Source organism: Pectobacterium parmentieri (assembly GCF_001742145.1).
Lineage (GTDB): Bacteria > Pseudomonadota > Gammaproteobacteria > Enterobacterales > Enterobacteriaceae > Pectobacterium > Pectobacterium parmentieri.
In genome coordinates, this window is record NZ_CP015749.1 from 4,313,740 (window position 1) to 4,326,463 (window position 12,724).

Here is a 12,724-nt window from a genome sequence, read left to right on the forward strand (position 1 = left end):
TGATAAAAGGTCGATTCACTCGCCAGATAAATCCCTTTATTTGCCAGTGTTGCTAGGCGCGCTTAATATCGCGGCAGGCCACCAGCTCAGCTGGCACGGGCAGTTTATCCACGCGAGAAACTTACGTTCTGAGGAAATATGTTTCATTTGTCATTTCGTCGCCCTCTGAATTCATTTTTAGGAGGAATGACAAGGAGGTCGTGTTAATATTTTTTAAGGTATGGACCATATATTTCCCTTCCATTTTTTGTAGACAGCAAATAATTTATATAATCTATATCTTCTTTGTAATCTATATCAAATTTGCAAACGTTTGGGGAAACAACATAACCAATTTTTTCCCCTAAAAATTTCTTTTCATATTTTCCTGGGAACTTAAATAATTCACCTGAGAATATCCTAAATGACGGTTCACAATCCTGTCGTCTAACCATAGAACGGTCTTCAAACTCTTTTATTAATGGTGTCAATATATGATTTTTTTCTTTAAATATTCTAGGGTCTTCTCTTGTGACAATGCAAATAGAGCTAAATTCTTCAGTACGATATTTTTCATATGCGTCTAAGAATGTTTTTTTATCTCTAAAAGGGTGTGTTGGGCGTAGCCAAAGAATATGGTCGGGAGGCGTAATTCCATTTACTATACATTGGTTTAAAATATCTAAAAGAACATCCTCCTCCATAGAGTCATCTTTTGCTGCATTAGAGCTCCTAAGAAAAGGAATCTCAGCACCATATTGTTTTCCTATAACAGAATATTCATCACTATCAGTAGAAAGAATGACTTTATTTACAAATGGTAATGACTTCGCAAACATAATTGAATGTGCAAGAAGGGGCGTGTTATCTAATGGATATATATTCTTCCCGGGAAAACCTTTAGAGCCACATCTGGCAGGTACTACGGCCCATAAGTTATTATTTTCTATATTTATGATGTTCACTTTCATTCACCTTTTTCTCACTAGAACCTAATATTGTTTCTGCATCCCGAATTTGATCAACATATTCTTTGAATGCTGAAGTTGTTAAATCAATAGCTACTGCATCAAAGTGTGCCCATTCTGTATTCCCAAGTTTAACATGTTTTTCTACCATCTTTGCCCCAGCTGCAACCGCTAAAGCAGACGCTTTCCATCCGAAGTCATGGCTTGAGTAACCTGGAATGATACGAGGATCTGCCTTGGAAAGTTCATGATAATGTCTCACAACTGCGATATTACAATCTTCAAGTGGGGTTGGATAAGCAGAGTTGCATTGCAATAGATATAAATTTTCGCAATGAATAAATGTTTCCGTTATAAATTTCTCATATTTACTGTCAGTCATTCCCGTTGATAAAACGACCGAACCTCTATAATTATTGGCAATATAAGTGAGGTAATCAGTATGCTCTGAAATTGTCGATGGTAATTTTACCATTGATAAGCCAATATCCATCATGAACTGAAACGATGCTTTATCCAAAACAGAAGCAAACCAGTTTATATTGAGATCTTTGCACAAATTATTAACGAATTCAAAATCATCTTTACTTAGTTCTAAATGGTGTCGATAATCAGCGAATGTTTTACCAAATGGTGAAATGTACTGCGATTTCAACTGATCTTTAGTATAAAAACTATCAACATCCCTTTTTTGTAATTTAATAAAGTCAGCTCCGGCCGCTTTGCTCGCTCTTATCATTCTCTCCAAGCGAAGGCGATCACCGAAATGATTAGTTGTTAGTTCAGCAACAATAGATACATCATACTTATTTTTTCCTTGAACCTTGCGTTCTACCGTTTGGTTCATTTCATCTGGTGTCAGTGAGCTAAATCCGTGTTTTCCAACATGGTTGACAGAAATATTGGTGTTGCGTAGAAAATATAATGCATTAATAAAATAAAATTCTTGTAATGATATTCTAATGGTTTTTTCTTCTTCGCGATATGGCGAATAGTCATGGCCAAGTTGTTTACTGTATCCAGCATTAGGGTCAAAATCAAATCCGATCATGTAAACATTTTGAGGTTTTCCTCGAATATCTGCTACATTACGAGCTACTTTTAGCGCGGTCATAAACAGCATATCTTCGATATACAGTTCATGGCTCATTAGACGCTGCATAATTAACTCTGAGGATTCCTGCGTCAATGGGATATATGGTGCGTGTACAATCGTCCGGTTTTTCGGGGAGAAATCACTCATCGAGGTGATGTATAGTTGGGAACGAAATCCACCTTCTTGTAGCCCTGCTGCCACCCAATTCTCATGGAAAATAGTGATATCAGTTGGCGCAATACGTTCAGAATCATTTACGCCAATAACTAATGATCCAGCATAAATTTCTGGGCGGACGAGATCTGCAGAAGGGCCTTTACCCAAAATGAAAATATTATTGGTGCTGTATGTCGACGCGATATTTTTTAGTTGGCTCAAGAAATTGTCCATGGAATGGCTCATCGTTTACTTTAATCTCACAGTTATGTTCAAGTGCAATCATTAATCCAGGTAATAAATCCCAAGCGTAAGCACCTTTAGGATTAATAAAGCGCTTAAATGCGCCCCTTGCTACGTTGTATAAATTATAAACCGCGCAACCTGTCACTCTGTATTCTTCTGCTAGGCACATACCTTTTGGTATGTCTTCATGAAATGATGAAGAAAACCCAGTAATTCGTGAATTTAAATAAGGGATTTTATCCCCTGTAACAAGTTTTTCATTTAATTCTGGCATCATCAGCATACTACCAAGGTGTTGGCCATCCCTCCATATTCCTAGTGATGTTCCCCATTCTTTTAGGCCGGAACAAAAATTCTCTGTACCATCAATAGGATCGAGTAGTGCAACGTAGCCATCATATTTTTGAATCCTGAAATCAAAACTTTCTTCACCTACAAATGTGAGGTTTGGTAATTTATTTTTCAGCCATTCAGAAATGTAATTTTCAATAAACCGATCTGCTTCTGTTACTGGACTATTATCTTCTTTATATTTTATTTTATAACGTAATTTTTTAATTTCAGATAAGTTATTTGTTACGATATCGGCACATTCATCTAATAAATTTCTTATTTCAATTTCCACATTATATCCTTATTAAATTTCTTATGATAAGTGTTAGGGGAATATTAGGAAAGCCTGTAGTCTGCAGGTGCAGACTACAAAGGAACCAATTTGTCTCCGATTTTTTCAAAAAATAATTTATTTTTTATTGAAAATGAATTCATAAATTCATAAATTCATAAATTCATAAATTCATAAATTCATAAATTCATAAATTCATAAATTCATAAATTCATAAATTCATCGGATAAATTTATTTTAGCATGGGCTTTTTTATGTATCTCTTTGTTTTCTATTTTATTCTCTAGTGAAAAAATAAAATCTTTAATATCATGAAGATGCCTAAATGGAATGTCGGTATACTGGTATTCCCACCATGCTAAAGATAATAATTTTTCTATTATATCATTGTTAAATCTAAATCTAATAACTTTAGCGGGTACTCCGATCACTACGGCATAAGGTGGTACATTTTTTGTAACAACCGCATTCGCGCCGACGATAGCTCCGTGTCCAATTGTAATGCCTCCTTTTAGAACGACATTCTCTCCAATCCAAACATCATGTCCGATAGTTGGAAGTGGTAGGTTTTCATTAAATTCATGTATATTATTTTCATTTTCTAATTTCAGTATTTTTGAAAACTCTTTATTGTATGTTAATGGGCTTGTTGTAAATCTGTCGGTTGGATGCATGGTTCCCATGATAGTCACTTTTGACGCAATGCTACAAAATCTACCAATCGACATTTCATTCGGAAAAGCACTGCTGCTATATGAATAAGCACCTATTGAACAAAAACTTTTATGTGGCATAGTTGCGTATGGTTCAGCGAAGATATCACAAGTTAATGTGATTTTTTTACCAGGCCTTAGCAATAGGAGATTTCTTTTCTTGTAAACGTTTTTTATTCTAAATATAGAGTCAAGAAATATTTTTTTAGATATACAAAAATTCTCGTGTTTTTTTGTCCATCTAAATGTAAATGGATAATTCATTTTTTATCTCAATGCATTTGAGTGTTATTAATAGGACATTAAAATAAATCAAAATCCTTTTTAATACGCTGGAGCATATGTTCTGCTGTGTATTTTTTTATTACCTCAATTTTTTCTTCTTCTATTTTGCAAGAAAGAAAAGTATGGAAATTATCTTCGGTATCATAGTTTAATATAAAAAATCTATTTGGTGTGTAAAAATCATAGTCCATTACCTTAATATTGTTTGTTATTATTTTTTTATTAAATGTAAGGGCTTCAATAGTTCTTAATGTCAATCCATCTTGCCCTTTGTGATTTATCTCTACTACTATTTCTGAAGAAATAACCTTTTCTATATTTTCTTCATAATTTAGCTGTTTCCCATTGAAATAATTACCCCCTTCATTTTTTCTATCAATAAGATAAAAATCTGAAATGTATTCATTTTTTTTCAATAGTGAAGCTATGGATTTTAAATATTCTTCTCTATCTTTTCTGTACTCGCCGACAAAGAAACAGTTTCTATCTTTTTTCTCAATCAATAATGAAGAGTTGTGCTTTATATTTATTATATTGGGATATGTGAATGGTAAAAACTGATTCAAATATATTAAGTTATATTTTTGACAATCACTTGGATCAAAGCTATAAATTTTATCAAAATGGTCTTTGACCTCATTTATAAACTCATTTCCCGATATAAGCCATTTTTTTCTATATATCATTTCATTTTCAAGATGAATTATCGTATCTCGAATAACCAATGCTTTATTACATTTTATTTTTTTTATTAAATCTAAAAAACCTAAAATACTGTATCCATTACAAATCAAAAGATCGTCTTTTTTTATTTTCCTTAACTTTATAAAAGCATGAATATTAACAAACCAAGAGTTAATGCCAATTTTTTTTAATTTTATATTTTTTTTTGTAAAATGCTTCATGGCATTATTGATGTCTATAATACCATATTCATTCTTTAAATTCGTAATCATCAACTTTTCATAGCTTGCATTCCATTCTATAAAGAATACCTTCATATATTCTCCTTTTATCTAAAAAGATAATAATGTGCTCTGCTCAATATCCCTTTTAAAAATTTAAATTTTTTAAACTCATGTTTTGATTTTTTCTTCCATTGTAATGCTGTTATTGGTTCAAGTAACGGCACATTGTCCCATGTGGACTCTATATGTGCTTTTTGAAAAAAGTATGTTGAAGGATATATACTCCAACTATGCCAAGGTTTAGTGGCGCCTACATAATGGATGAATATACTTTCCTCTGTGATTATTTCCTTATATTTCTGGTGTGTTTTATCTTTTAGTTCGCTTTTAATTGAGTAAATACAATTAAATTTACGTGGTAAGATAATTGTTCTTTTTAAGAAGAATAGATTCAATACGTCTTGATCTTGATATTTTAAATTTTTCCCTTTTATAGGGTCAGATAACAGCGATATCGCTTTTTCTGTAAGTCCATGTTTTTCCCATTCTTCTAGGTTTATATATAAAAATCCAGCATTAAAATATAATCCATTTATTTCCTCCACTTCAAGTCTCTCGGCCGCTAGAGCTTGCATTGGCTCAATGTCTGGAACGACGCATGCAAATTTATTATCTAGGTTTATTTTTAAAAGATCATTAATAGGGCCTTTGCAAATAATATCTGCATCGAGATAAAGAAGTTTAGATATCGTACTGCTAAGTAATTTGAAAATTATAAATCTAAAATATGTTGCTAGTGGCCATTTTTTACTTGGTAACTCTTTAAGATAGCTCGAATCAATTAAGTAAATTTCTATTGTAGTATTAAATTTTTTACTTAACTCCCTTGCTCTTTCAATAAAATCATCATTTATGTAATCCGTAAATATATGAAATCTGAAGTTAATTTCTTTATTATTAATAATCAATGATGTGATTGAAATGGCTGCGCCAAATAAAAAATTTCTATCTACGCCATATGAAACGTCGAAAAAATAGTCTGAGTGAATATTTTTCTCGTTAATGGATGTTTTTTTTAAAATAATATTTTCTATTTCAAATTTCATGTTATTCTCTATTTATTTTCTTTATAAAATATAGTATGTAATGCTTTATGCTTTTTAGTATCTTTATTTTATGCATTTCATGCTTTGCACTGTAACGAAGTTGATTAGCTGACGTGGCTTTTTCCAGCGGTACATCTTTCCATGGCGAAGACTCCTTAGCACTATAAAAATAACTTGAACTAGGATAAACCGCCCACTCATGCCAAGGTTTAGTTGGCCCAATATAATGGATAAAAACTGTCGACACCGTTATGGGGTGTGGATAGGCTTCACCCGTTTTGCATTTCAACTCATAATTAAGACTAAACTGTGTGTTATATTTTTTATCCAGAAACTGAATATAACCCGGTAAAAGCATATTCAGGATATCTTGATCCGGATAAGAGATCCTATTTGCGATTTGGGGATCTGATAACATGGCCATTGTTTTGGTTGTAACATCATGCTTATGCCAGTTAGCCAGATTAATGAGTAGGAAACCTGAGTTAAAATAGCCATTTTTAATACTTGGTGTTTCTAGGCGCTGTGCACATTTTTCCCACCACGAACTTTCGCCTTCAGCGACGGCAGCAACAATATTTTCGCCGATATTAAGCGTGGCGAGCTCTTGTAGGGAACCGTTGCACACAATGTCTGAATCAAGATAGATAATCTTATCGAGTTGTTGATAAAAATAGTCAGTAACGAGAAAGCGAAAATAAATAGCGTATGACCAGTTCTTGGTACTAGGTAGACGTTTAAGCCACTCACAGTTAACCTTATATAAGGTAATGGTGGTGTGGTATTGCTCGGCGAGTGCTTGAAAACGTTTTCTGCTATCTTCGTTTAATGTGTCGGTAAATATGTGAAATGCCAACTGCTGCTTAGGGTTTTTAATTAGTATTGAAGTAATCGCAATCGCACAGCCAAATAGAAAATTTTTATCGGTGCCAAATGCAATATTCAATGGGTTTTTATCGGGATCCACCGGAATATATGAGAAACAGAGCGTTTCTGTTATGACATCTTCTTTTTTGAAATACATAAGAAATCCAGTAGGTGATTATTCCATCACTTGGTGGTGGATGGCGGTATTGATAACTGCTTTCATTTCTTTATAATAGGTTTCATCATAGAAACGGTGAATGGACACTGAGATTTGTTTCGCATCCAGTAAAGTCTGTCTATTGACCACGTCCTGCAAACTACTCCGCAGTGTGGTCGTATCACTAGGTGGATAAAGCTGCCCATTGATGCCATTCCTGATGATATCTTCCGGCCCAGAAGGGCAATCACTGCTAACACAGTAAATTCCATAAGACATTGCTTCGAGCAACGTCATAGGCAGCCCCTCAAAAGCAGAGCTCATAACAAAAGCCGAGACATGTTTGATTTTATCCTGAATATATTCCCACGGTTTTTCTTGCCAACCGTGCCAGTGTAAATGATCCGTAATACCCAGTTGTTGCGCGTAGGACTGGCACACTTTGGCATCAGAGCCATCGCCAATAAAATGACATTCCCAATCGCCGTTCAGCCCAGAAAAAGCGTCCAACATATCTTTGAGGCGCTTTTGCCCCTCAAACTTAAGGCGCCCTACATAGATAAAGACGGCTTTATCCGTCGGGCGAGGGATGACAGTGTTCTGTGGTGTGACAGGATTGAAAATGACAGAAATACGTTCCGAAGGTACGCCACGCTTTATTAACTGCTGCTTGATACCTGAACTAATAGCCAAGTGATAATTCGCAGCCAGTACCTGCTCCGCATGTTTTTTATGATCGAGAGAATAATGCAACCATGAAATCAAAGGCAGCGTTTTTTTACTATAACGGATCGCTTGTGCTGCAACTCGACAGGATGGTGCATCAAAAGCAATAACAGCATCGGGTTGGTTTTGCTTAATGAAACGAGCGAGTGTACAGGAGTAATTCATTCGGCGCAGAAACGAGATCTTAATGCTGGAGCGATGGCAAACAAACCGCTTTCCCGCCAGCCAGGCTTTATCCATGCGATCGTCGCGACACAGAAAGTATAGGGTGTAATCGTTTTTTGTCTCGACGTCATTTTCGAGAAAGCTGGTCACTTTTTGCAGCACGGTTTCTATACCGCCAAACCCGGAAGTGGCCTCACCAACAAAGAGTATATTCATAAGTGTTATCAGATACAGGCATTTACAATGCCTTACGCTCCGTACGCACACGAATTTTTTCTGCCTTCACGCGTGCTTGTTGAAATAGAGACTGCTCGTGTTGCAATGTGCTGCGCAACGTTTGCCGATAAAAATATATCTTTAAAAACCACAGTAAATCTTTTTTTGTTAGCCCAATATCAAGCGATGAAAAATAAAGGCCAATAAGATCCTTATTTCGCCAGCGCAGAGGTACACGATCGCGAATTTGTGCTCGGTGTAGGTCAATAACTGAAATTTTAAATTGTGTATCCGTTGGTTGATACGGCAAGTGCAGTAAGAAATGGCAAATATAACAATCTCTATGATTAACACCACCAGCATGCATCTTTCTAACCATCTCTGCGAGCCGTTGTATCAGGCGTCGCTTCTCTTTTACGGAGGGGGGGGATTCCTGCCAGATGGCGCAGTAATCTTCCAAACTGATAGTTGGGTTTAGATCTTCAGTGATAATGAAGGAATGCCGGCTGAGCGGATTGACGCCACGTTGTCCAAACCCAACTCCTTTCATTGTATCCACCCCTTGTTCAGCTAGGCGGTGGATTGCTTTCCATTCCCGATCGGCACCGAGTACTGGTAACCTGAATGAGACCAAATTTTTCAACGCTTCTTTGAGTGCCGTTCCACGATGTATTTTAATAAAGTATGAATTTTCTTTTAGCGTAAAACGCAGTGTTCGACGACTCTCCAGTGCACGAAATACTTCACCGTCTAATTTCTCAACCTCGACAAAGGGATCTTTGTGTTTCCATAACGAGGCGAAAGGTTCGCATAATTCAATCATCTTTATTCACCCGTAATCAGTACGGCGGCTTTTTCCGGCAAACTGTAAATATCTTCAGTATCCGCGAAATTGCGAGCATTTTTCGCCCAATTCGTTAATGTATCGGGCTTATTTAGGGCGCCATATAAGGCGCTATTCAGTGAAGCCTGATGGTAAGGTGAGGAGATAACAGCCCCTGCCTGCGCCCTATCGATATAGAAGGCATAGCCACATACATCGGTAACTATTATTGGTAATCCGGCCACAATAGCCTCAAGCAATACAATGCCAGCCGCTTCCTGATAGGCCGGGTGCATCAGTAGGTCGGCTGCCGCCATGAAAGAGGGAATGTCATCGCGGCCCGCAAAGAAACGTACGTTATCTCCGATGCCCGATTGGTTGGCCAATAACTGGTAGCGATCAGACTTATCTTGCCCGACGACGAGAAAAATGACTTTTTGGCGCAGAGCATCGGGTAGGTTGGCAATAGCTCGAATACTGCGTTCCACACCCTTGCGTTTGAAATCGGAGCCTACCTGAAGCAGGACGATGGCATTGTCGTCGATGCCTTGTGCGCGGCGAAAGGTTTGTCGAACGTCAAGTGCTTGACGATCGTACTTTCTGTCGAGGGCGATGCCCGGTGGCAGGATGTAGAAACGTTCGTCTTGTGTGCCATAATGCTTTTTAAAATCCGCGATTTGGCGCTGTGTCAACATCAGCATTTTTGTGTGGCTATCGCGTTTAAACACCGCCTTTTCAAAGGCGGCATAATGCCTGTAACGTGGCATTAAGCGGTAGATAGTCCCTTTCTCTTGCTCGACTTTCTCTGCATAACAGACATCGGCGGCATAGTAGAAATCCAGTCCTGGCATTTTGTTAAAACCAACCACCCGGTCTACAGGATATTGTTGGAGATGGCATTGAACCCATTCACTATAACGTTGATTACGTCGGTTATTGCTCATACCCGATGCGGGAACGAAAATAATTTCAAGATTCTCCGGCTGTTTACCTTGCCATGATAAAACATAGACGCGGACATGATGTCCGAGCCTTACGCAAGCTTGAGCAATATTATAAAAGTCACGCTGCAATCCGCCGAAAGGGAAGTACTTATACAGGCAGATAGCAATATTCATTGTGCTTCCTCGTCTACGGAAGGGCCCGCCAATAGGCCACTTACCGCGTGAATGACATCTTGTGCAGGGATGCAAGAAAGGTATTTCTGATTTCTATCGAGCTCTTTTCTTTCCGGCATCGGTTGATAGTCTCCGGCCCAAATAACGATACTGTTGTCAGACCAGGGCCGCCATTTTTTATGATCTGTCGGTCCAAACAAACACACTAGCGGTGTATTCAGCGCGGCAGCCATGTGCATGGGGGCAGAGTCGACGCCGATGTAAAGTGCGGCGTTATCGATCAGCGCAGCCAGTTCTAAAAAGCTGGTTTTACCGGCTAATAAGGTATTCGGCTTATGGATGCATTGAGCATGAATATCTTGCACAGCATAAAGATCCCCCTGAGAGGGGCCACAGGTCAGAACAACCTCTAACCCTTCCTCTTTCAAATAATCAATGACGACCGCAAATTTATCGTTGTCCCAGCACTTGAAATCCTGCCTTGCTGTCGGTTGGATGACGACGTAGGCCTGTTTGCGTAGTTGTGGAGCAATGCTGAACACGCGTTCTGCATCCTCCACACTATAATAGAGAGACATGCAATCTTTGGGCTGTGCATCAGAAAGGCCGAGTGGAGAGAGTATCGATCGATTTTGCTCAACAATATGCGTGCCTATTGGCGGAACGCAATCACTGAAAAATAAACGCCACATCTTCCCTTTCAGGTTATCACCCCGATCGATAGCAATGCTACGCGCACCTAATGATTTTACCAATAAGGCAATAGGCCATTGGTCAGCCAGATTGACGATCAGATCGTAATTATTTTGCTTAAGCACCTGTCTGATTTCTGTGAAATTCCGGATTTTTTCTAAAAGCGTGCTGGTCTTTCTTTTGAGCCCATAAAGCTGATGTATCTCTGGGTTTGCGGAGAGAATCGGCATCGTATCTTGATACAGTAATACGTCGATTTTAGCGTCAGGATAATTGGCTTTCAGCGTGCTGATGAGCGGAGTGGTCAGCAACATATCGCCATGATATCTGAGCTTTACCACAAGAATTCGGTGATAAGGGATGATGCGTTGACTCACTCGTTTTCCTTCATATAATCAAAAGGTTATTGTTTTATTGCGGGCACGCTACCGCCCCTGGCTCGACAGCTACCAGTTGACTGAGATGATCCGAAATTTCACGGCGATTTGCGGGACGCAAATTTATCTCGTGATGTTGCCACTGCACATATTGTGCTAAACCACCGTATGGTACTAGAACCCACATCCCTCTCACAGAGGTAAATGCTACTGCCATACGCTAATTATAACAGGGCTAATTCTTTAGCCATTTTCCGGTCAGCGTTGTGCCGAGGCAAAACGTCATCAGCCATGCAATGAGCATATCCCGTGAATAGAGGATGACGTCGCTAAGCCCATACATCAGTAGGGAAAAAAGCAGTGCAGCGGAGAGATGGCTGCGCAGAACAAAAAATGAAAAATAAAATAAGGAGGCATAGAGCAATATTAGCAATATTGCTCCCGGTAACCCTTTAAGAGAAAAGGCATCAACCACTTCGTTATGTAGATGGACATTCAGATATTCGACTGCACCCGCTAAGCTCGGTTTTTGTTCCGCTTGTGTAATGATCCGAGCGGCGCGCTGTTCGGCAGATTGCCCCAATAACGCGTCTTCTCCTGCTTCGACACCGGATTGGTACATGGCGATTCGTGCACCCACTGATGTTTTGCTGTTATTCATGTTGTAGCTGTGTACGTCATTAAACAGGTCGTTGACGCGTTGATGAATCGTCTCCTGAAACAGGAATAAGCACAGAAGCAGCGTCGCTGCTGAGCCGATGAATGCCTTTATGAACAAGCGTTTATTGTGTCTGACTTCTGACAGTAAAATGGTCGCGCCAACAATAGGGTAGACAAATATGGCTGCCCGGGTTTCTGTCAGTAGAATGGCTACAGTGACTAACAGAAAATGCCCCAGATAGAGATAATACTTATAGGTTGAATCGAGCTTCAGCAGCGCCTGTGCGCTTAACGCGCCAATAAAAGTAAGAAAATAGGCGGCGCTGGTTGCTGTACCAAATGCCAATCCAATGCGATGCATTCCACTGAACAGTGACTGATAGAACGCATAGCTCAGCGCTAACACACAGATTGCGATGATGTAGAAGAGCGACTGCTTTTGCTGTTGTTGCCTGATATGCAGGGCTGTCAGCACGATAAATGCGCCCAAAATACCGGCGTGCGCAGATGTCCTGTAGGCGTTATATACATAAGGGAAAAGGCTATCGGGTTGATAATAGTGGTAGTACCAAATGAGATTGGTTATGCCGATAGCCAGCAGGCACAGTGGGATCAGTAAGCGTCGTTTAGCGACTATGACGGTTCTTAGGTGTGTCACGACATAGAAAACAGATAGCGAACCTGTGAGATAAAAAAGCCACCCGGCAAGAATGCTACTAAATGGCATAATGGCTAATGTGAGTAAACAGCCAGGGAAGACGGCGTTAAGTGCGACAGCCGAACTTATACTGGGCGTTTTGCCCAGTTCGTACCTTAATTCATTAAGCATGTATTTGTTCA

The 12,724-nt window shown here is 38.8% G+C and carries 12 protein-coding genes; all 12 read right to left on the reverse strand.

Annotated features, from left to right (window positions below; all coding sequences use genetic code 11):
- Positions 1-203 precede the first annotated feature (203 nt).
- Positions 204-950: an acylneuraminate cytidylyltransferase family protein gene (locus tag A8F97_RS19545; RefSeq protein ID WP_050512700.1), complete on the reverse strand. Its 747-nt coding sequence runs from the start codon at positions 948-950 to the stop codon at positions 204-206.
- On the reverse strand, positions 919-2,421 hold the full coding sequence (locus A8F97_RS19550; RefSeq protein ID WP_158515011.1) for an N-acetylneuraminate synthase family protein: 1,503 nt from the start codon (positions 2,419-2,421) through the stop codon (positions 919-921). Before A8F97_RS19550 ends, A8F97_RS19545 begins: the two co-directional genes overlap by 32 nt.
- Positions 2,378-3,070: an inositol monophosphatase family protein gene (locus A8F97_RS19555; protein ID WP_049825599.1), complete on the reverse strand. Its 693-nt coding sequence runs from the start codon at positions 3,068-3,070 to the stop codon at positions 2,378-2,380. Before A8F97_RS19555 ends, A8F97_RS19550 begins: the two co-directional genes overlap by 44 nt.
- 203 nt (positions 3,071-3,273) lie before the next feature.
- Positions 3,274-4,047 (reverse strand): CatB-related O-acetyltransferase, encoded by a 774-nt coding sequence (locus A8F97_RS19560; RefSeq protein WP_033072467.1) that lies wholly within the window; start codon positions 4,045-4,047, stop codon positions 3,274-3,276.
- A 38-nt stretch (positions 4,048-4,085) separates the two neighbouring features.
- Entirely contained in the window at positions 4,086-5,069 is a 984-nt protein-coding gene (locus A8F97_RS19565) for a WaaS/CpsH family glycosyltransferase (protein ID WP_033072468.1), read from the reverse strand.
- Positions 5,070-5,080: 11 nt separating this feature from the next.
- A complete protein-coding gene (locus tag A8F97_RS19570; protein ID WP_025919723.1) occupies positions 5,081-6,082 on the reverse strand; it encodes a glycosyltransferase family 8 protein in 1,002 nt (333 codons plus the stop codon).
- Between the two features lies 1 nt (position 6,083).
- Positions 6,084-7,106, reverse strand: coding sequence for a lipopolysaccharide 3-alpha-galactosyltransferase (gene waaO / locus A8F97_RS19575; RefSeq protein ID WP_033072469.1), 1,023 nt, complete (start codon positions 7,104-7,106; stop codon positions 6,084-6,086).
- An 18-nt stretch (positions 7,107-7,124) separates the two neighbouring features.
- Positions 7,125-8,213 (reverse strand): lipopolysaccharide 1,6-galactosyltransferase, encoded by a 1,089-nt coding sequence (gene waaB / locus A8F97_RS19580; protein ID WP_025919721.1) that lies wholly within the window; start codon positions 8,211-8,213, stop codon positions 7,125-7,127.
- A 22-nt stretch (positions 8,214-8,235) separates the two neighbouring features.
- Positions 8,236-9,036, reverse strand: coding sequence for a lipopolysaccharide core heptose(I) kinase RfaP (gene rfaP / locus A8F97_RS19585; protein ID WP_025919720.1), 801 nt, complete (start codon positions 9,034-9,036; stop codon positions 8,236-8,238).
- A gap of 2 nt (positions 9,037-9,038) precedes the next feature.
- A complete protein-coding gene (locus A8F97_RS19590; protein WP_033072470.1) occupies positions 9,039-10,154 on the reverse strand; it encodes a glycosyltransferase family 4 protein in 1,116 nt (371 codons plus the stop codon).
- Positions 10,151-11,224: a lipopolysaccharide core heptosyltransferase RfaQ gene (gene rfaQ, locus A8F97_RS19595; RefSeq protein ID WP_033072471.1), complete on the reverse strand. Its 1,074-nt coding sequence runs from the start codon at positions 11,222-11,224 to the stop codon at positions 10,151-10,153. The genes A8F97_RS19590 and rfaQ overlap by 4 nt, the downstream gene beginning before the upstream one ends.
- Before the next feature lie 235 nt (positions 11,225-11,459).
- A complete protein-coding gene (locus A8F97_RS19600) occupies positions 11,460-12,713 on the reverse strand; it encodes an O-antigen ligase family protein (RefSeq protein WP_227001563.1) in 1,254 nt (417 codons plus the stop codon).
- Between the last annotated feature and the right edge of the window lie 11 nt (positions 12,714-12,724).

What these genes read in the sequence shown, in the direction of transcription:
- A8F97_RS19545 (WP_050512700.1), bottom strand. Translation starts at nt 950, where the DNA reads ATGAAAGTGAACATCATAAATATAGAAAATAATAACTTATGGGCCGTA.
- A8F97_RS19570 (WP_025919723.1), bottom strand. Translation starts at nt 6,082, where the DNA reads ATGAAATTTGAAATAGAAAATATTATTTTAAAAAAAACATCCATTAAC.
- waaO (WP_033072469.1), bottom strand. Translation starts at nt 7,106, where the DNA reads ATGTATTTCAAAAAAGAAGATGTCATAACAGAAACGCTCTGTTTCTCA.
- A8F97_RS19565 (WP_033072468.1), bottom strand. Translation starts at nt 5,069, where the DNA reads ATGAAGGTATTCTTTATAGAATGGAATGCAAGCTATGAAAAGTTGATG.
- rfaP (WP_025919720.1), bottom strand. Translation starts at nt 9,036, where the DNA reads ATGATTGAATTATGCGAACCTTTCGCCTCGTTATGGAAACACAAAGAT.
- A8F97_RS19600 (WP_227001563.1), bottom strand. Translation starts at nt 12,713, where the DNA reads ATGCTTAATGAATTAAGGTACGAACTGGGCAAAACGCCCAGTATAAGT.
- A8F97_RS19590 (WP_033072470.1), bottom strand. Translation starts at nt 10,154, where the DNA reads ATGAATATTGCTATCTGCCTGTATAAGTACTTCCCTTTCGGCGGATTG.
- waaB (WP_025919721.1), bottom strand. Translation starts at nt 8,213, where the DNA reads ATGAATATACTCTTTGTTGGTGAGGCCACTTCCGGGTTTGGCGGTATA.
- A8F97_RS19560 (WP_033072467.1), bottom strand. Translation starts at nt 4,047, where the DNA reads ATGAATTATCCATTTACATTTAGATGGACAAAAAAACACGAGAATTTT.